The organism is Streptomyces sp. NPDC051286 (assembly GCF_044455345.1).
In the GTDB taxonomy this organism is placed as follows: Bacteria; Actinomycetota; Actinomycetes; order Streptomycetales; family Streptomycetaceae; genus Streptomyces.
Window position 1 is genome coordinate 86410 of sequence record NZ_JBITER010000026.1, and the last position, 20212, is coordinate 106621.

Below are 20212 nucleotides of genomic sequence, written 5' to 3' on the forward strand. Positions count from 1 at the left end.
CCCATGACCCTAACGAGGGGAACTGACAGCTGACCATGGGGCAGTGCGGTGCGTGCACCGCCCCGTCAGGAAATCTGCAGCTAAGAGTGCCCGGCAGTAGGCAGCGCGGGTGAAGGAGCGGGGCTGGGGTGCGTGCCTCGCAAGGCGGAGGATTGAGCCAACGCGGAGCGTTGGTGATTGACGACAACGCCGCGAGGTGCGTGCGCCGGCCCCGCGACGCCGCGAAGCCCACTGCCGGGCACTCTAAGCCACGGGCGAGGACCCAGTCGCGGTGGAAAGGTCAGCTGCGGGCGAAGAGCAGGTCGTGCACGACATGGCCCTTGTCCAGGCCCTGCCCCTCGAACCGGGTCAGCGGACGGAACGCGGGCCGCGGTGCGTAGCCGCCGTCCGCCGCCGTGTTCTCGAACAGGGGGTGCGCGGTGAGCACCTCGAGCATCTGCTCGGCGTACGGCTCCCAGTCGGTGGCGCAGTGGAGCACGGCGCCCGGCTTCAGCCGCTGCGCCGCCAGGTCGAGGAACTCCGGCTGGATCAGCCGCCGCTTGTGGTGGCGCTTCTTGGGCCACGGGTCGGGGAAGTACACCCGCAGCCCGTCGAGTGCGGCCGGCGGCAGCATCTCGCGCAGCAGGATGATCGCGTCACCGTTGGCCACCCGGATGTTGGACAGTCCGTTCCGGTCCGCGAGACCGAGCAGGTTGCCCTGGCCGGGGGTGTGCACATCGACGGCGAGTATGCCGGTGCCCGGGTCGTCGGCCGCCATCTGCGCGGTGGCCTCGCCCATCCCGAAGCCGATCTCCAGCACGACCGGAAGCCCGTCGAACAGCTCGGGCAGGTCGAGGACCGACTGCCCGTCGATGTCCAGGCCCCACTTCGGCCAGAGCCGCTGCAGCGCGTCCTCCTGGCCGGGCGTGACACGGCTGCGGCGCGGCTGGAAGCTGCGGATCCGGCGCTCGTGGTGCGACCCGGCCGGGTCGGCGGCGGGTCCGCCGGGGAAGCGCGGTTCCTGACGCAGCCTGCGCTGCCGCTCGAAGGCTGCGGCGCGCAGATCGTGGGCCTCGTCGTACTCGGGGGCGGGGTTCAAGGACTCAGACACAGTGCCCCGATTCTACGGCGGGCGGCTTCCACCCCGTTCCCTGTGCCCGGAGCAGCGCCCTGCGTGCCACCTCCCGCCCGATGGGCAGCGAGGCCGTCGCGGCGGGCGACGGGGCGTTCAGCACGTGCACGGTGTGGGGGGCCTCGCGGATCAGGAAGTCGTCCACCAGCGTGCCGTCGCGCAATACCGCCTGGGCCCGGACACCGGACGGGGCGGGGCGCAGGTCGTCCTCCGTGACCTCGGGCAGCAGCCGCCGGACGGCCGCGGTGAAGGCGTTCCTCGACAGCGAACGGTGCACCTCGCCCGCCCCGTACCGCCAGTGTCTGCGTGCGATCTGCCAGGAGCCCGGCCAGGCCAGCGTGTCCGCGAGCTCACGCGGGCGTACGACCGGCCAGCCGTATCCCTCGCGGGCCAGCGCGGGCACCGCGTTCGGCCCGACGTGGACGCTGCCGTCATGGCCCCGGGTCAGGTGCACCCCGAGGAACGGGAATGCCGGGTCCGGCACCGGGTAGACCAGCCCGCGCACCAGCTCCGGCCTGGCCAGCTCGTAGTACTCCCCACGGAAGGGCACGATCCGCATGCCCGGCTCGTCGCCCGCGAGCCGGGCCACCCGGTCGCAGTGCAGCCCCGCGCAGTTGACCAGGACCCGGGCCCGTACGACGCGGCCGTCCGCCGTCCGCACCGCCACACCCCACGGGCGGCGGTCGATCGCCGTGACCTCCGCCCCGAACCTGATCAGCCCGCCCGCGCCGCGCACCTCGGCCGCGAACCGCTCGGCAACCGCCTTGAAGTCGCACACACCGGTCGTCCCGACCCGGATCGCCGCGAGCCCGCGCACCTGCGGCTCGTACTCCGCGATCCCCGCGGGCCCCAGCTCCCGCACCGGCAGCCCGTGCTGCCGGCCGCGCTGCACCAGGGCGTGCAGCCGGGGAAGCTCTGACCGCCCGGTCGCGACGATCAGCTTGCCGGTCACCGCGTGCGGAATGCCGTGCTCCGCGCAGAAGTCGACCATTTCGGCGGCGCCGCGCACCGCATAGCGGGCCTTGAGCGAACCGGGGCGGTAGTAGATGCCACTGTGGATCACCCCGCTGTTGCGCCCCGTCTGGTGGCGCGCCGGGCCCCACTCCTTCTCCAGCACGGTCACCCGCGTGCCCGGAGCGGTCCGCGTGAGGGCATACGCCGTCGACAGGCCGACGATCCCGCCGCCGATCACCAGCACATCGCAGTCGTACGCCGCGTGAGTCATCATTGCGCCACCTCCCACCCCGATAGTGCACTGACCCACTGACATCGCACTCAAACCAGCGGAGGCCAGCGTGGCGCGCGGAATTCCGCCTCCGGATGCCTGCGCGTCGCCCGGAGGACTCCGCGCGGGCATCCGGGAGGTGCGGGCGTCCCCGGGGAGGCCGCTGGTGCTGTGACCGGCAAAGCCTGCCGCTCACAGCATCAGGGCGTGTTTCGAAAGGAGCGTCGTCCGCCCGTAGGGCGTGCCAGGCGTCGCCAGGCAGGCGGGACTTTCGGAACACCCTAGACCGGCGCCACCAGCAGCGGCCGTGCCCGCTCGCGCAGCTCGGCGACGCGTGGCTCGTCCCCGTACGGTTCGAGGCGGTGCAGCAGGTCCCGTACGTACTCCGTGGTCCGTGCCGACGAGATGCGGCCGGCCACCTCGACCGCCCGGGTGCCCGCCGCGCAGGCCGCGTCCAGGTTGCCGGACTCCAGCTCGGCGACGGCCGAGACCACCAGCCGCAGCCCGTGCGAGCGCACGAACTCCTCAGTCGGCCGGGACAGCGCCTGTTCGGTGAAGCGCCGCACCTGCCGCGGGGCCTTCAGATCGCGGTAGCACTCGGCGGCGTCGGCGGCGAACCTGTCGTACGAGTAGAAGCCCAGCCACGACGGGTCCGCGTCGCCGTCCCGGGAACGCTCCAGCCAGCTCTCGGCGGCCTTCAGCGCGGCCCCCGCAGCCGCGGCGTCGCCCGCCTTCGCATGGGCCCGCGCCTCCACCAGCCGGAAGAAACTCATGGTGCGGGCGGTGGCGAGCCCGCGGTTGCGTTCGACGGCCGCCTGCGCGAGGTCGACCCCCTCGTCGGCGAAGCCGCGGTAGGTCGCCTGAAGCGACATCGACGCGAGGACATAGCCGCCGAGCGGCACGTCGGCCGCCGCCCGCGCGAGCCGCAGCGCCTGGATGTAGTAGCGCTGGGCGGCCTCCTGCTGCCCGGTGTCGAACGCCATCCACCCGGCGAGTCTGGTCAGCTCGGAGGCGGCACCGAAGAGCGCCCGGCCCACCTCGTCGCTGTACGAGCCGAGGAGCAGCGGCGCCGCGTCCACCCGTAAACACTCCGGGACCATGGAGGAGCGCCAGTCGCCGCCGCCGTACTTGGAGTCCCAGCGGCGCGCGTCCTGGGCCGCCTCGCGGAGTTTGGTCACATCGCTGTGGCCGACGCGCAGCGGCGAGATGTCGTTCACGGAGTCCGGTCCCGGCTGTACGGGAATGCCCGGCGCGCCGCCCGGCGCACCCGGCGATGGCTGTGCACCGTGCGCGCCCTGCATGCCGAGGATCGCCGCCTCGGCCGCCGACGAGTCGCGTGCCACCGACGGGTCGGCGGGGGTTATCAGCCAGCGCGACGCGGGCGTCGCGTACGCGCTCACCGAGAACGAGCCCGCCAGCGACTGCCAGATCCCACCGCTGCCTGCCCGCCGCCCGGCCAGATCCAGCCGGTAGAGCTCGGTCGCCGAACGCACCGCCTCGCCCACGTCGCGCGGGAAGGCCAGACCCACCTCGGGCGCCGGATCCGCGTCCGCGAGCCCGATCTCGTGCAGCGGGACCGGCCGGCCGAGCTTGGCGCCGATCGCCGCGGCGATGAGATGGGGCGCGGAACCCTGCGGCACCATGCCCTTCGAGACCCATCTCGCCACCGAGGTCTTGTCGTAGCGAAGTGTCAGCCCGCGCTGCGCCCCGAGGTCGTTGACCCGCCGGGCGAGCCCGGCGTTGCTGATTCCCGCGAGGGCGAGAACGGTTCCGAGCTTCTCGTTCGGCCCGCGTTGCTCCCTGGACATGCGCCACCCCTCGACACACAGACGGCAGCCGCGTCACCGGGGAGGCGCGCGGCATTCGTACCGTGTTCTCCCCAGGGACGGGCCCCGGCACTCCAGCCGCACACGCATGTGGCCGAGCCCCGAGGAATATGCCTCCTGGCGAGAACCTCAGTAAACCCAGCGTAGTTCGTCGCATCCCTACCGTTAAGGGGCAGACGTCCGTATGGCGGGATTGTTGTCCGTACGGACGGCGGGCGGACGATCGGGGCGGTACCGCCGCGGCGATCCGGTCGCCCGGCCGGACCCTGCCCGGACGCCGCCCGGCCCCGCCGGGCGGGCCCTCCACGTGCTCCTGTCGTGTGGCCGTGCGCCCGGCTGTGCGCTCTGGCCCGGCCGGCGGGGGCAGCGCTTGCATGGGTGCTGCGTGGGTCGGCCCACTGCACTGGACTCAGTGGGCTGGGGGACACTGCCGCCTCATTCCCCGCAGGCGGCGGACCGGTCCGGGAGGCGAACCACGTCTCCCGGACTGTGCGTTCGGCGGGCCGCCGGAGCGGACCGGGGCCGGCGTGAGAGGGGCCGGTGCGGGAGCGTCAGGGGCGTCGCGGAGCCGGTCGGGCGACCTCGTGGCAAAGCGGGACGGAACGGGAAATCCTGCGCACAGGAATCGGTTCCGGTGCTCGCCGTGCTTTTCGAGAATGGCCGGATGACGTCGGTCGGCGGTGGTGGGGCGGGGTGATTCGCGGACACCGGCGGACTGCCGGCCCGCGGTCGACGGGCGGTTCGGGAGGCGGCCGGATTTCGGCCGGTATGCCCCGGGGTGACGGGGAAGGCAACAAGCGGAATCTTTAAGTCCGTTGTGGCGTCCCGCAGTGTGCGGGGATCGGGTACCCCGGCCCGCCCTCCGGCTTTTGCCAGGGGCGCATGCGCTTGCGACGTGCGCCCTCCGTAGCCACTCCTGCGCGCCGTTGTCGTGGCAGCATGTTCCGCAACGGCGCTGCGTGTTCTCGCAGTTCTCCCGGTACGAACCGGGTGCGCCGTTTTGTCCACAGCCTGTGGAGGCGGCGATGCGTTGGTTGGTGGGGTGGAGCAGTATCGCCGCGAGCTTCGGCACGGTCGGCGCGGTCGGCGCAGCCGGCGAGGGGCGCACGGTGCACCCTGTGGGCTCCCAACTCCTGTGGGGCGATCCCGATCCGCTCTGGGCGGTCGGAGACTGGCGCCCCGACGAGATCCGGATCGCCTCGGTCGAGACCGCCGAAGGCGCACCCACCGCCCGCCTCGCGGTCCTCGGCTGCTGCGGCGCCACCGACGAGCAGCTCCGGCGCGGCCTCCTCGCCGCCCGCGGCGGCGCCCTGCGCCATCTCACCGCCTGGCCGGGCAGCTACACGGCCGTCGTCCGGATCGGCCGGAGGATCACCGTCGTCGGGGACCTCGCCGGAGCCCGCCCGGTCTTCTACACGCCCTGGGCGAGCGGTACGGCGTACGCGACCGCCGCACTCCCGCTCGCCGACCTCATCGAGGCGCAGCTGGACATCGGCCACCTGGCCGCGCTGCTCGCCTGCCCCGAGACGCCGGAGGCGCTGCGCGACGGCACTCCGTACGTGGGTGTGAAGCGCATCCCGCCGGGGCACGCGCTCATCCTCCGCGAGGGCTCCCGCGAGATCACCGGGTACGAGCCGGTCGCCTCCCTCGCCGTCGCCGCCCCCCAGCTCGACCCGGTGAGCGCAGTGGACGGGGTGCGCGACGCGCTGCTCGAAGCGGTACGCGCCAGGCTCATGGCCCCCCGCCACGCGCCCGAGACCCTGCCGCCCGACCCCGGACCGGTCCCCGGCATGGGGCCCGCCGAACGCCGCGCCGCCCGCGGCGCGCCCGTTCCCGGCATCGGAGCCGACCTCTCCGGAGGCAGCGCCTCCGCCACCCTCGCCCTGCTCGCCGCGGGCCTGCCCGGACTGCCCGGCACCCTCCTCGGCCACGGCACCGGCGCGGGCGAGCGGCTGCTCGCCGTCACCTTCAACGACCTCACCACCCGCGACCACGAGGACGAACTCGAACGCGCCGCGGACATCGCCGCCAACCCGCGGCTGCATCACGTCGTCGTCGCCGCGGGCGAGGAGGCGCTGCCCTACGCCGACCTGGGCAGCGGCCCGCTCACCGACGAACCGGCACCGTCCCTCGTCGTCGCCGAACGCCACCGCAGACGCCTCGTGGCGGGCAGCGCCGACCACTTCGTCGGCGACGGCGCCCGGCAGGTCCTCGACGCCCACCCGGCCCGCCTCGCCGACCTCCTGATGGACCGCCGCCGCCGGCACCTGCTGCGCCCGGTCGCCGCCCTCGCCAGAGCCGAAGGACCGTCCGCGCACTCGCTGTTCGTGCCGCTGGCCGTCTACCGCGCGGCCCGCCGGCTGGCCCGTACGTCCTACCGGACGGGTCTCGAGACGGCAGCCGACCGGCTCCCGGACGCCAACCGCCGCACGCCCGACCTCGACACCCCCGCCGACGCCTCGCTCGCCGCGCTCACCTGGTCGCGGCCGGGGCCCGCCGCCCGCTGGCTGACCGGGGAGGCGCTCGCGGAAGTGTCGGTGCGCCTCCAGGAGGCGGCGATCCGCCCCACGTCGGTCCAGCGTCCCGGCGAGGCCCGGGCCCGCGCCGCGCTCGCCCGGCACGCCGCCGACCACCGGATCCTGGAGCAGGCCGCCGAGATCCGCAACCAGCGGCTGCACGCCCCGTTCCTCGACAACCAGGTGGTACGCGCCGCTCGCGCCCTGCCCGAATCGCTCCGCGTCCAGCCGGGCGCCCGCGCCGCCGTCCTGCGCCGCGTTCTCGCGGGCGCGGGCATCCACGAACTGCCGGCGGGCTGGGGTACCCCCTCCCAGGCGACCTCGACCGCGGTCAGCCGCACCGGTCTGCGCACCGCGCTCCCCGACCTGATCGCCCTCTTCGACGCACCGCTGCTCGCCGACGCGGGCCTGATCGAGGCCCGGGTCGTGCGGAAGGCCCTGCGCGCGGCATCCGAGGGCGAACCGCTGCCCCTGGACGGCCTCGCCGACCTGGCCGCCACGGAGCTCTGGCTCCGCCGTCTCGTCTCCCGCCGCGGCACCTGCTGGACGGGCACGGCGGCGCCCCGCCGGCGCGCGGTGGCGGGCGGAGTGGTCCCGGCCCGCCGCACCCTGCAGCGCTGACCGCAACCCGATACCCGACGCCGCTCCCGGCCGCCGGAATCCCGGCGCACGCGGCCGGTGCCGCAGGCCACAATGACCGGGTGCGGTACCTGATCCTGGGCGTCACCGAGGCGCGAGACGAGCACGGCGGCATGCTGCCCGTCGGGGGCACACGGCTGCGCGCCCTCCTTGCCGCGCTCGCCCTGCGCAAGGGCCGCCCGGTCCCGGTCGCCGATCTGGTCGACGACGTATGGGCGGGCGATCCTCCGTACGACGCGTCCGCCGCACTCCAGGCGCTGGTCGGCCGGCTGCGCCGCGCCCTGGACCGGGGCGCCGTCACCAGCACTCCCGGCGGCTACCGCCTGGCAGCCGCCCCCGACGACATCGACTTGCATGTGTTCGAGCAGCTGTCCCAGCGGGGAGCGGCCGAACTGGAGTCCGGGGACCCCGAGGCGGCCGCCGCGACGCTCCGTACGGCACTCGCCCTCTGGCGCGGACCCGCCCTGGCCGACCTGCCCGAACGCGACCACGGCAGACGCCCGGAGGCCCACCGCCTGACCACCCTCGAACGCCGCATCGAGGCCGACCTGCGGCGCGGAGGAGCCCTCACCCCCGTCGCCCTCGTGCCGGAACTCACGGAGCTCACCACCGCCCATCCGTACGACGAACGCTTCCGTGCGCAGCTGATCCGGGCCCTTTGCGCGGAGGGCCGTCAGGCGGACGCGCTGACCGCGTACGAGGAGGCGCGCCGGGCGCTGGCGGACGGCCTGGGCGCGGACCCGGGGAGCGAGCTGCGGGCACTCCACCAGGAGCTGCTGGCAGCAACTGAGCCGACGGCGGCTGCGGTTCGGGGTGTCGTGGGCGCCCCCGCCAACGGTCATCCGCATCCCCCGGAGCCCGCGCCGCCGCGCGGCAACCTCCGCCCCCGCCTCACCTCGTTCGTCGGCCGCGAACCCGAACTCCGGGCCATCCGGGCCGATCTGGCGGGCTCCCGGCTGGTGACCCTCACCGGCCCCGGTGGTTCGGGCAAGACCCGCCTGGCGGAGGAGTCCGCCCACGCTGTGCGCGCCACCGTGCCCGTCCCCGGCACCGACGCCTGGATCGCCGAACTCGCCCCCGTCGAGGACCCCGCCGGTGTCCCGGGAGCCGTACTCACCGCTCTCGGCCTCCGCGAGACGAACCTCCTCCTGGACAGCGGCCGCGACGGCCAGCCCCTGCGCTCCGACCCGACCGAGCTCCTCGTCGAGTACCTCGCGCACCGGACCCGCCCCGGCTCCCGCCCCTTCCTGCTCATCCTCGACAACTGCGAGCACGTCATCGACGCGGCCGCCGCCCTCGCCGAGACCCTGCTCACCCGCTGCCCGCACCTGCGCATCCTCGCCACCAGCCGCGAACCCCTGGGCGTCCCCGGCGAATCGGTTCGCCCCGTCGGCCCGCTCCCGGCGGACCGCGCCCACCGCCTCTTCGCCGAGCGCGCCCGCGCCGTACGCCCCGACTTCGACCCCGAGCCCGGCAGCCAACGGGACGCCGTCGCCGAGATCTGCCGCCGCCTCGACGGACTGCCGCTGGCCATCGAACTCGCCGCGGCCCGACTCCGGATGCTCGGCCCGCGCCAGATCGCGGACCGCCTCGACGACCGTTTCCGCCTGCTGACGGGCGGCAGCCGAACCGTGCTGCCTCGCCAGCAGACCCTCCGCGCGGTCGTCGACTGGTCCTGGGACCTCCTCGACGACGCAGAACGAACCGCTCTGCGTCAGGTCTCCGTCTTCGCGGGCGGATGGGACCTGACCGCGGCCGAAGCCGTCATCACCGCGAGCCTCGAGGCCACCGTCGCCGACCTCATCGGCGCCCTCGTCGACAAGTCCCTCGTCGTGGCCGCCCCGACCCCCACCGGCGAGATGCGCTACCGCCTCCTGGAAACCATCCACGAGTACGCCACCGAGCGCGCCGCCGAGACCCCCGAGACCCTGGCTGCCGCCGAGAGCGCGCACACCGCATACGTCACCGCGCTCGTCGAGGAGGCCGAACCCCGGCTGCGCTCCGGCGAACAGCTCCCCTGGATCCAGCGCATGGAGACGGACCTCGACAACATCCGCGCCGCCCTCACCCGCACCACCGTCGCCCACGTCTGCGAAGCGGACGCGACACGTCTGGTGCTCCGCACAGGCTGGTTCTGGTGGCTGCGCAATCTTCGCAGCGAGGGCCTCGCCTGGACCGAACGGGCCCTCTCGCTCGGCAACGACCCCACCGACCCCACCGATCCCCGCTACTGGCCCCGGATGGAGCTGCGCATGCTGCAGTTCTTCCTCGCCGTGGAGAGCCGGGCGCCCGACGACGTCTCTGACGACGACCGCTTCCAGGAGCTTGTCCGCACGGTGCGGGACGCGTTCAGCGCGCCAGGCCCGCATTCCGCCCGCTTTCCCGGGCTGCTCTGGCCCATGACCTCGTATCTGAGCCGTGAACCGGGCGACATCCGGAACATGTTCGATGCGGCGCTCGCCAACACCCGGCTGCATGGAGGCGCCTGGGAGTACGGCGTCATGCTGATGTTCCGCACCCACCTGATCGTCGACATGCCCGGCGGCATGCCCGGAGTCGACGAAGACCTCGCCGAACTGCGGGTGCTGGCCCGCAGCAACGGCGACCGATGGATGCGCGCCCAGTCCGCCAGCGCCGCCGCGGAGGCGGGCATGATGCGCGGACGGTACGAGGAGGCGCGCGCGGCCTACGAGGAGGCGCTGCTGCTCGCCCGCGAGGTCGGGGCCCACGCCGAGGCACCGTTCCTGCTGGCCCGCCTCGCCGATCTCGCCTACCGGACCGGTGACACGGCAGCCGCCGAGCGCGGCCTGGACGAGTCCGCGGCGGAGGCGGAGCGCTACCAGGTGCACGACGCCCGCGCCTACGTCCAGTGCCTGCGCGGCATCATCGCCCTGGACCGCGGCGAGATCCCGGAGGCCCGACGGCAGGTCACCGAGGCGCAGCGCTCGGTCGGCCGCGGCAACCCTCCCGTGCACTTCCTGGCGGTGATCGACGGACTGTCCGCCCGGATCGCCGCACGCGAGCCGGAGTCCAGGGGCGGAGGCCCGGCCGTCGGCGTACGCGGACTGACCGGCGCCCTCCGCATGGCGTGGGACGCCCAGTGCGCCGAGGGCGTCACCGGGTTCCTGGCGCAGAGCGCGGCGCTCCTGCTCCCGGCGGTCGGCTTCACTGCCGCCGGCGTACGCGTCCTGGCCGCCGCCGGGACGTGGCGGCTCCCCGGCTCCCTGACCTGGAGGGAACGGGCGGAAGCGGAGGAGCTCCGACGTCAGGCGTGCGAAGAACTGGGCCGGCAGCTGTACGAGTCCGAGCTCGCCGCGGGCACCCCGCTGACCGTCGACGACGTCCTCGAACTCCTGACCCGCATCACTGCGGAGCTCCCCGGCGCTGAGGGGAGCGGCTCGGATCGCCGCATCGGTTCCGACGGGAACGGCCCTGGACCGCGGATCAGCGGCAGCTGATCCGCGACTCCGCCCAGTCGGCCAGCGCCACCCTGCCGAACGGGGCCGCCGGTTCCACGACGAGCCGGATCCGCTGCTGCCCCGCGATGCTGATTCCCATGGGTATGGCCGGATCGGTGCCGTTCATCAACGGGGACTGCCACAGTTGCACCCCGGCACCGGTGAACACGGAGAAGCGCACCGAGCCGATCCCCGCCGTCAGATCGTCGACCCCGACCATCGCCTCGTAGCGGGTGCATGCCCGGTTCAGCTGGATGGTGACCGACGAATGGCCGTGCACGGTCACCCCGTGCGCGTATCGCGTGCCGCCGATCGACAGACCTGAGCGCCGCCAGACCCAGCTGCTCTCATCCATCGACAGCTCCGGCTCCGTGTGGTCGCCGAGGAAGGAGTAGCGCAACTTGCTGACCTGGTAGACGACGGTCGGCGGTGCGGGTGGCGGAGGTGTGGGCGCCGGTGTCGGCGTGGGCTTCGGCGGTGCAGGGGCCGGTGGCTTGGGTGCAGGTGTGGGCGTGGGCGTGGGTGTGGGTGTGGGTGTCGGTTTCGCCTTCGGCGGCGGAGTCGGCGCGGGCGCGGGCGGTCCGGTCTGGGCGCCGGGTGGTGCGGGCGCGCTCGGAGGTTCGGGCTCCGGTGCCGGCCTCGGGGGTGGTGGCGACGGCACCGCGGGCGCCACCACCGGCGGTTTGGCCATCGGCTCGGCCTCCGGCTTCGGCTGCTCGTCACCGACCAGCGCCCAGACCAGACCGGCCGCGGCAGCGACGGCCACCGCCGCCGCGATACCGGCCTTGACCGGAGCGCCCAGCCCCTCCGAGGCCATGGTGTTACCGGTTGTACCGCCGGACGAACTCCCGCCCGTCGCCGCGGCGGCACCCGCACCCGCCGCACCGCCCGCCACGATCCCGGCGGCCTTGAGTGCGTACCCGGCGGCGAACCATCCGACGACCGCGACCGGGAGCAGCGCCGGAATCCCGGCGTTGACATGCGCCAGCTCGCCCGCGGCGACCCGGCACTTCGCGCACTCGTCCAGATGCTTGCGGAGCCCGCGTTCGGCCCGCATCCGCAGGCCGCCCCGGGCGTAGGCGCCGAGCCGGTCGGCATAGCGCGCACAGTCGCCGCCCGAGGTGAGCGACTGGCTCACATGCGCCTGCAGATACGCCTGCTTGAGCCCCTCACGGGCCCGGCCGGCCAGCACCGCCGTGGCGTTGGCGGTCAGCCCGAACAGCGGCGCGATCTCGCTCGGCGACTCCTCCTCGACGGTGGTGTGCCACAGCACCGCCTGCCAGCGCTCCGGCAGACTGCGGAACGCCCGCATGGCCATCGACTGTTCGGCCTCGTGCATCGCCATGACGTCCGCGCCCAGATCCAGCCCGCCCGCGTCCGGTACCCCGAAGGAGCGGGACGCCTGCACGGCGAACACCGCGAAGTCATCGACCAGTTGCTCCCGCTTAGCCGTTTTCGTCCAGGTGGCGGCGACATGCCGTACGGCCGTCATGAGGTACGCCCGCACGGCCTCCTCCGGTCCCTTGCCACCCCGTACCGCCTGCAGAGTGCGGGCGAAGACCTCGGCCGTCAGGTCGTCAGCGGTGTGGGCGTCCCGGCAGCAGCTCCGGGCGTAGCGCCGCACACTGCCCGAGTGCCGCCGGAACAACTCCCCGTACGCGAGATCGTCCCCGGACCGCATGCGCTGGATCAACTGTGCGTCGGAGAAAACGAGTCCGGCGGGTGCGGCACTGCTTCCGCCGTCCCGCTGCATCGGTACGGCGACCTCGGCCCCGACCGGGGAGTCGGCGCCGACGCCGGCATCGCGGCCCGCCGGCGCGGACGGCCATGGGCCGGGCAGCACGGTTCCGCCCTCGGTGTCACCGCCCGACCGCCCGGGGCCGGCCTGGCCCGGGACCCGCCGCGAGGCCGGCTCACCGGCCTCCGCGCCCTCACCCACGACCGAGACGCCGTCGGGCGGTTCTTCCTGCTGCCCGTCACCGCTCATCGCGGAAGCCCCCGTATGCGCTTTCGGACCCGAACACCGGGCCAGAGTGCCACACGGCGCAATCACGGTGAACGTTCAATCCCGGCAACCACTCATCCGGGGCGTTTTCCGGAAAGTGGTCACCGGCGGGCACTCGAATGGGGAAGAATCAACGAGCCTTCGGCGCAGCCGAGTTGCCGAACGTGCCCCCGCTGTACGAGGACCACGCCAACCCCTCACGCCACCGTCACGGACCCGGTGTCCCCGCGCACAAGCCCGACGCCGCCTGGCCGACCCGCGCCGCCAGGCGGCTCTCCCGGCGGATCCAGCCACGGCCGGTCCGGCCACGGCCCTGCCGGCCGAAGGTCCGCCGAGCTGCCCGCAAGCCCGAGCCCACCCGCCAGGCCCGGGCACACGCACACCCGAGCCCACCCGTCATGCATTCCCGCTCCTGCGGTCCCGCTCCTGCGGTCCCGCTCACGCAAGGCGCGAGCGCAGCCCCTCCAGCAGGATGTCCAGCAGTCGGGTCGAAGCGGCAGCCTGTTGAGCCGCATCCGGCAGGACGGGCGCCGCCGTCGCGATGACCAGCAGCACGTCGGCCACCGTCACATCACGCCGCAGCTCGCCCGCCGCCCGCGCACGGTCGACCAGCCGACCCACGACCTCCAGCAGCTCGGCCGTGCCCGCGCCCTCGTCCGAGAGCCCGTCGCCGGCGGCCGGGTGCCGTCCGACGCCCCGGAGGTCGGCTTGCCCAGCCCCTTGTCGCTGATGAGGAACCCGCGCCTCATCCAGGACATCCCGGACATCACCGGTGCCCGCAGCCGAGGCCGCGCCCACGTCCTGCGCAACTCCCGTGTCCCCGACCACTGTCGAGTCGTCGGCATCGACTCCGACCCGCAGCACCTGCGGCGGCAGCAGCCGCCCCGCGCCCGAGGCCACGGAGGTCCGCAGGAAGCGCGAGAGCGCCGACCACGGCTCGTCCTCCTGCCCCAGCGCGGCCCGCGCCTGGTCGGTCAGCCGAGCGGTCTCCTCCTCGGCTATCCGGCGCACCAGCACGTCCTTGCTCGGGAAACGCCGGTACACCGTGCCGACCCCGACCCGGGCGCGGCGTGCCACGTCCTCCATCGGAGCCCCGTACCCCAGCTCGCCGAACACCTCGCGTGCGGCTCGCAGTACATGCTCCAGATTCCGCTGCGCGTCCACGCGCAGCGGCGCCGAGCGACCGGCGGTGGAGCTGGAGCCGACCGTCGCTCCCACCGTGCTCACCGTACCGACTGTGCCGATGTGTCCGTTTCCGTCGGACGAGACAGCAGCAGTCGGCCAATGCGAATCCTGAATGTGCATAACTTTCCCCCGGTTATGACGTCTCCCCCCGGAGACTTCCCGCCGTGTCGGTCGGGGAGTGGATCAACATCCCAGCCCGACACCCCGACGACATACGAACATAGTTGAGCCCGGGTCAATTCAGAAGAGGGCAGTTCCGCACGGTAGGCCCCCCGATCGGAGCAAGGACCGGTTGATTCCTGATTTTGCCCCTCTCCGCCATCCCCACTGCAACGTCTGACCTGCGCAGCTTCCGTATTGCCCCGATGGCCGTCCCCAGCAGCCCATCCAGAACCTCCGGTCACACAGTCTGCCGGGGCTGTGGACAAATACCTGAGCACGTTGCGTCATGGGGAGGTGATGGCTTCAGATTCCCGGGGGACACCCCCCGGCCCGCCGCCGGGTGTGCGCATCCTCGTCATCGGCGGCGGCTACGTCGGGATGTACACAGCGCTGCGTCTCCAGCGGAAGCTGAAGCAGAAACTCAAGTCCGGCGAGGCCGAGATCGTCGTCGTCACGCCCGAGCCCTACATGACGTATCAGCCGTTCCTGCCCGAGGCGGCCGCAGGCTCGATCTCGCCGCGCCATGTCGTCGTACCGCTCCGCCGCGTGCTGGCGCAGTGCACGATCGTCATCGGTGAGGCGCAGCGCATCGACCACGCCAAGCGCACCGCGACCGTCACCACGCTCGCCACCGGCGAGGACGGCACCGGCGCCCTGGAGATCCCGTACGACGAGATCGTCATCGCCCCCGGCTCCGTCTCGCGCACCCTCCCGATCCCCGGCCTCGCCGACCACGGCATCGGCTTCAAGACCATCGAGGAGGCCATCGGCCTGCGCAACCACGTCATCGAGCAGATGGACATCGCCTCCGCCACCCGCGACCCGGCCATCCGCGACGCCGCCCTCACGTTCGTCTTCGTCGGCGGCGGCTACGCGGGCGTGGAAGCGCTCGCCGAACTCGAGGACATGGCCCGCTACACCTCGCGGTACTACCACAACATCAAGGCCGAAGACCTGAAATGGATCCTCGTCGAGGCGTCCGACCGGATCCTGCCGGAGGTCGGCGACGTGATGGGCAAGTACGCCGTACGGGAGCTGCGCGGCCGCAATATCGACGTACGCCTCGGCACCCGGCTGGACTCCTGCGAGGACCGGGTCGCCGTCCTCAGCGACGGCTCGCGCTTCCCGACCCGCACGCTCGTGTGGACCGCAGGCGTCAAGCCCGCCCCGATCCTCGCCGCCACCGATCTGCCCCTCACCGAACGCGGCAGGCTTCGCTGCACCGCGCAGCTCGCTGTCGAGGGGGCCGAACACGCCTGGGCCGCCGGGGACGCCGCGGCCGTTCCCGATCTGACGGCCGGTGAAGCGGGCAAGGAGACCGCGCCCAACGCCCAGCACGCGGTGCGCCAGGCCAAAGTCCTCGCCGAGAACATCCTCGCGGCGATCAGCGGCGAACCGCTCAAGGAGTACCGGCACAGCTACGCGGGCTCCGTCGCCTCGCTCGGCCTCCACAAGGGCGTCGCCCATGTCTACGGACGCAAACTCAAGGGCCGCCCGGCCTGGCTGATGCACCGTACGTACCACCTGAGCAGGGTCCCGACCGTCAACCGGAAGGCCCGCGTCCTTGCTGAATGGACCCTCGCCGGACTCTTCAAACGCGAGATCGTCTCACTCGGTTCGCTGGAACACCCGCGCGCCGAATTCGAACTCGCCGCCGGGGGCAGATGCACCGGGGACGACGGTCCGCCCAAGCAGGATGGCTGACTGTCAGTACGGTCCGTCACACTGGACGTGTGACCATAGGTTGGTCCACACCTGTACAGAGTGACCCGGCCGACCGTGACCAGCAGTGACCAGTACGACGAGGCCCGGCAGCGCCTCACCACACCGGGGGTCCGGCCCCCCGTGCCCCCGACCCCGGTGGAAGCGAGCCGGTAGCAGAACCGGCAGAGGAAGCGGCCCGCCCGCGCGGACCAGACCGACACACGAGGCCAGAATTTCCGTGAACTTCACGCGTTGGAGCGTTTGCCTACCAGGAACGCAGCGTCGCGCCGCCGCCCGGGAGGCCCGCAGTTCGGTGCCCGCGGCCCGCGGCGAGTACGCCGGGGCCGGGCCAGGGTCCGCCGCACCGGACGGAAACACCCCCAAGGCCTTCGGAGAGGTCTCCGAACCGGCCCCCGGACCCGCGCTGGAGGACCTCTCCGCCCGCGAGCTCCTCGGCCGGCTGCCCGCCCCGGTCGCCCTGGTGTACGGCCCCGATCACCGCATCGCGTACGTCAATGACGCCTACGCCACAGCCTTCGGCCCCCGCCCCATTGGCGCCACGGCGGCCGACGCGATGCCGGAGCTCGACGAGCTCAGCCTGCTGCCCCTCATGGACCAGGTCCTGCGCAGCGGCACGCCCCGTACGGTCAAGTCCCGCAAGGTCCGCAACGGCAGCTCGTACACCGTGACCTGCACCCCGGTCGCCACGCCCGCCGCCCACGGCAAGAAGGACGGCAGCACAAGCGGCAAGGGAAGCGAGGGCGGTGTTCTCGTCTACGCGGCCGACGTCACCGACCACGCCGAAGCGGCCGAGCGCCTCCGCACCAGCGAGCGCCGCCACCGCGAGACAGCCGTCACCCTCCAGCGCTCCCTCCTCCCGCAGGAGCTGGAGCACCCCGACGACCTGCGGATCGCCGCCACGTACCAGCCGGGCGGCACGGACGCGGCGGTCGGCGGCGACTGGTACGACGTCATCACCCTCGGCGCGGGCCGTACCGCGCTCGTCATCGGGGACGTGATGGGCCGCGGGGTGCGTGCTGCCGCGGTGATGGGCCAGCTCCGCACCGCCGTCCGCGCCTACGCCCGCCTCGACCTCCCGCCGCACGAGGTGCTGCAGCTGCTCGACGGTCTCGCCGCCGAGATCGACGCCAGCCAGATCGCCACCTGCGCCTACGCGGTCCACGATCCGAACGAGGGCCGGCTCGTCTACGCCTCCGCCGGCCATCTCCCGATCCTTGTACGCGACGAGGACGGTTCGGTGCGCCGCGCCGAGGACCCGACCGGACCGCCGCTCGGCACCGGGGGCTGGATCCACACGTCGGGCACGATCGCGCTGCCGCCCGGCTCCACCGCCGTCCTCTACACGGACGGTCTCGTGGAACGCCGCAGCGAGGACATCGACGAGGGGGTCGCTGCCCTGGAGCGCGCCCTCTCCGGAGCCAAGGGATCACCGCAGGTGGTCTGCGACCGTCTCATCCGCTCCCTCGGCGTCACCGCCGAACACGACGACGACGTGGCGGTGCTGGTGGTCCAGCACCCGGCCCGCACCGGGGCGAACGCGGAGCTGTTCCACAACGCCTCGCTCGATCTCCTCGGCGGCATCGAAGCGGCCCCGCGCGCCCGCGCCTTCGCCACCGGCGTCCTGACGTCGTGGCGGTTCCCGGTGGAACTGTGCGACCTGGGCGTCCTTGCCGCCAGCGAACTGGTGGCGAACTCCCTCCAGCACGGCACCCCGCCGATGCGCCTGGGCCTGCGCCGCACCGACCGCCGCCTGATCATCGAGGTGACCGACGGCGACGATCACCTGCCGCGCCGCCGCCGCGCCGAGCCGGTGGACGAAGCGGGCCGCGGCATCTCGATCGTCGCGACGATCGCCTCGTCCTGGGGCAGCCGCCGCACACCCGGCGGCGGCAAAGCGGTCTGGTGCGAGTTCGCGCTGCCTCAGTGAGCGGCAGCAGAAGCCGCGGCTGAAACCGCAGGGGCCGCAACGGGGGCGGTCGCCGGCCCGGCCGCCGCTTCGGCGTCCGGCACCGACGCGGCCACCACCCGCGACGGCACCACCGCGAGCGAAGGCTGATCCTGTACGGGGGTGAGCCGGCGCCCCAGCCGCAGTGCGAGCACCGTGATGCCCAGTGAGAACAGCACGAACGTCACGATGTACGGCCCGTGCAGCGAGGCCCCCATCGGCCCGCCCACGGCCGGACCGACCGCCAGCGCGAGCTGCTTGACCAGGGCGAAGGCCGAGTTGTACTGACCGACCATCGACTCCGGCGCCAGATCGGCGACCAGCGGCGCGACCGTCGGCGACAGCATCGACTCACCGAGTCCGAACAGGGCGTACGTGGAGATGAACGCGGCCGTCGCCATGGTCTGGCTGCCGTGCCCGAGCCCCGCGAACCCCGCCACGATCCAGGCGAGCGCCCAGATCAGCCCGACCGCGGCAATGACCCGGCTGCGCTTGCGGCGCTCCACCAGCCGCAGCACGACGAACTGCGCCGCGACGATGACCGCGGTGTTGGCGGCCAGCGCGATGCCCAGCGTCGACGGCTCGATCCCGGCAGCCTCGGTGCCGTACGCCGCAAGACCGGACTCGAACTGTCCGTAGCAGGCGAAGAACAACACGAAGCCCAGCACACACAGCTGCACCATCGCCCGGTGCGAGAGCAGCACCCGCAACCCGCCCTTCGCGGCGGACCCGTCGGTGGGCCTGGCGTCCGTGAGCGCGGGGGAACGAGGCATCCGCACCGTCGCCGCGACGACGCCGAGCACGATGAACATCGCCGCCTCGATCAGGAACAGCAGCGTGAAGGTCTCCGGCCGGCTCGTGTCGACGATCTGCCCGCCGACCAGACCACCGATACCGAGCCCCAGGTTCTGCAGAAAGAACTGCATCGCGAAGGCGCGCGTACGGGTGGCGGCGCCGGAGCACTGGACGAGCATCGTGGCGAGCGCCGGCGCCATGACGGCCGTGCCCGCACCGAGGACGGCGGCCGACAGCACAGCGGTCGACACGTTCGACGAAATTCCGAGGGCCGCGGCGCCCACAGACGCCACCACGGCGGCGACGATCAGTACCGGGATCGGACCGCGTCGGTCGATGGCCCGCCCGGTGAACGGCAGGACTGCCAGCGCTGCCATGGCGAAGACGGCCAGCACGACTCCCGCCGTGCCGGCGCCCAGATCCCGCACCTGTGCCACATAGACGTACAGATACGGAACGGTGAACCCCAAACCGAACGCGCTCAGCGCGCTCCCCAGCTGGATCCGCCGCAGCGCTGCGCCCATTTCCCTGGTCACACTCACCTACCTCAAGCTCACGAAGGACTCACGTCCAAAGACTTCAACAGTAAAGTTAGAACCTGAACAATACAGGCCGAAGGACTTCGACGCCAATGAAAGGCGTGCCATACTGCCCGCCATGTCTGACACCACCGAGCCCTCCGGCCTCCAGGAGCCGAGCCTCGACGAACAGATCGCTGCCTATCAGCGCGAGTTCCGCGATCTGGATCCCCAGGTCGAGCAGGTCGTCTCGGCCCTCGGCCGGCTGAACCGCCGGATGAACGTCGGGTACGGACGCCAGCTGGCCGACCTCGGCATCAGCAACGCCGAGTGGGAGGTCCTCAAGACCCTCGTTGTGGCGGGCTCCCCTTACCGGCTGGGCCCGGGGGAGCTGGCCAAGCGCCTCGGCCTCACCCCGGCAGCGATGACCCACCGCATCGACCGCATGGCGAACGAGGGGCTGGTCACGCGGGACAGGGACGAGAGCAACCGCGTTCGCGTCATCGTCGAACTGACCGATGAGGGGCGTACGAAGTGGCTGGAGGCGATGCGCATGGCAACCGCCTTCGAGGAGGACCTGCTCCAGGACCTCTCGGGCGAGGAGCGCGGGGCCCTCGGCGAGATGCTGATCCGCCTCCTGCGCAGGGTCGAGCACACCCAACCGGACGCCGGCGGCCGCCTCACGGACCTGGACTGACCCGCACCCGACGGGGACACGCAGGGCAGAGGACACGCCGGAAAACGGCTTGACCTGGCGGAGTTGACACGCCCCTACCCGACCCGTAAGGTCCTTCGAGTTGTCACGGGGCCGGAACGGTTCTGCGGCAGCCGATCTCGCCGCGAATGCGGCAATCAAACTCTGCGCGATGTCCCGTCCGGGATGATTTCGGCATGCCGGAATTCATTTCGAAGGTTCGATTATGAATGGCCGGGAAAATCCGCTAAAGTTTGGGACGTCGGAACGGCCCAACGGCCGGGAAGACGAAACCCGCTGACCGGGAATCAGGCACGAAAGAGTCTGATAGAGTCGGAAACGCAAGACCGAAGGGAAAGCCCGGAGGAAAGCCCGAGAGGGTGAGTACAAAGGAAGCGTCCGTTCCTT

11 protein-coding genes are annotated in these 20212 nt (G+C 72.6%); 5 read left to right on the top strand and 6 right to left on the bottom strand.

Annotation, left to right across the window (positions count from 1 at the left end):
- Positions 1–280: 280 nt before the first annotated feature.
- The 3 genes from trmB to ACIBB8_RS24845 form a co-directional block, all read right to left on the bottom strand.
- The gene (gene trmB / locus ACIBB8_RS24835) at positions 281–1090 is read right to left on the bottom strand and encodes a tRNA (guanosine(46)-N7)-methyltransferase TrmB (protein WP_398955558.1); all 810 of its coding nucleotides are present in this window, start codon (positions 1088–1090) and stop codon (positions 281–283) included.
- Positions 1083–2339 (bottom strand): L-2-hydroxyglutarate oxidase, encoded by a 1257-nt coding sequence (gene lhgO / locus ACIBB8_RS24840; RefSeq protein WP_398955560.1) that lies wholly within the window; start codon positions 2337–2339, stop codon positions 1083–1085. The genes trmB and lhgO overlap by 8 nt, the downstream gene beginning before the upstream one ends.
- 278 nt (positions 2340–2617) lie before the next feature.
- Positions 2618–4144, bottom strand: a complete 1527-nt coding sequence (locus ACIBB8_RS24845; RefSeq protein ID WP_398955562.1) for a sporulation protein — start codon at positions 4142–4144, stop codon at positions 2618–2620.
- A 1043-nt stretch (positions 4145–5187) separates the two neighbouring features.
- Between ACIBB8_RS24845 and ACIBB8_RS24850 the strand changes: the two genes are divergently transcribed.
- Complete coding sequence (locus ACIBB8_RS24850) at positions 5188–7299, top strand: asparagine synthase-related protein (RefSeq protein WP_398955564.1); 2112 nt, start codon at positions 5188–5190, stop codon at positions 7297–7299.
- Positions 7300–7379: 80 nt separating this feature from the next.
- On the top strand, positions 7380–10775 hold the full coding sequence (locus ACIBB8_RS24855) for a BTAD domain-containing putative transcriptional regulator (RefSeq protein WP_398955566.1): 3396 nt from the start codon (positions 7380–7382) through the stop codon (positions 10773–10775).
- Here the strand turns inward: ACIBB8_RS24855 and ACIBB8_RS24860 are convergent.
- On the bottom strand, positions 10762–12762 hold the full coding sequence (locus ACIBB8_RS24860) for a sigma-70 family RNA polymerase sigma factor (RefSeq protein ID WP_398955569.1): 2001 nt from the start codon (positions 12760–12762) through the stop codon (positions 10762–10764). The genes ACIBB8_RS24855 and ACIBB8_RS24860 overlap by 14 nt on opposite strands.
- 456 nt (positions 12763–13218) lie before the next feature.
- Positions 13219–14085: a TetR/AcrR family transcriptional regulator gene (locus ACIBB8_RS24865; protein WP_398955571.1), complete on the bottom strand. Its 867-nt coding sequence runs from the start codon at positions 14083–14085 to the stop codon at positions 13219–13221.
- A gap of 339 nt (positions 14086–14424) precedes the next feature.
- Here ACIBB8_RS24865 and ACIBB8_RS24870 point away from each other — a divergent pair, with 339 nt between their 5' ends.
- Both ACIBB8_RS24870 and ACIBB8_RS24875 read left to right on the top strand, forming a co-directional pair.
- Positions 14425–15831, top strand: coding sequence for an NAD(P)/FAD-dependent oxidoreductase (locus ACIBB8_RS24870; RefSeq protein WP_398955573.1), 1407 nt, complete (start codon positions 14425–14427; stop codon positions 15829–15831).
- Positions 15832–16069: 238 nt separating this feature from the next.
- Positions 16070–17779: a SpoIIE family protein phosphatase gene (locus ACIBB8_RS24875; RefSeq protein WP_398955575.1), complete on the top strand. Its 1710-nt coding sequence runs from the start codon at positions 16070–16072 to the stop codon at positions 17777–17779.
- Here the strand turns inward: ACIBB8_RS24875 and ACIBB8_RS24880 are convergent.
- A complete protein-coding gene (locus ACIBB8_RS24880; RefSeq protein ID WP_398955582.1) occupies positions 17773–19116 on the bottom strand; it encodes an MFS transporter in 1344 nt (447 codons plus the stop codon). The genes ACIBB8_RS24875 and ACIBB8_RS24880 overlap by 7 nt on opposite strands.
- A 133-nt stretch (positions 19117–19249) precedes the next feature.
- On the opposite strand from ACIBB8_RS24880, the gene ACIBB8_RS24885 reads away from it, so the two are divergent.
- Positions 19250–19807 (top strand): MarR family winged helix-turn-helix transcriptional regulator, encoded by a 558-nt coding sequence (locus ACIBB8_RS24885; RefSeq protein ID WP_398955576.1) that lies wholly within the window; start codon positions 19250–19252, stop codon positions 19805–19807.
- Positions 19808–20212: the final 405 nt, after the last annotated feature.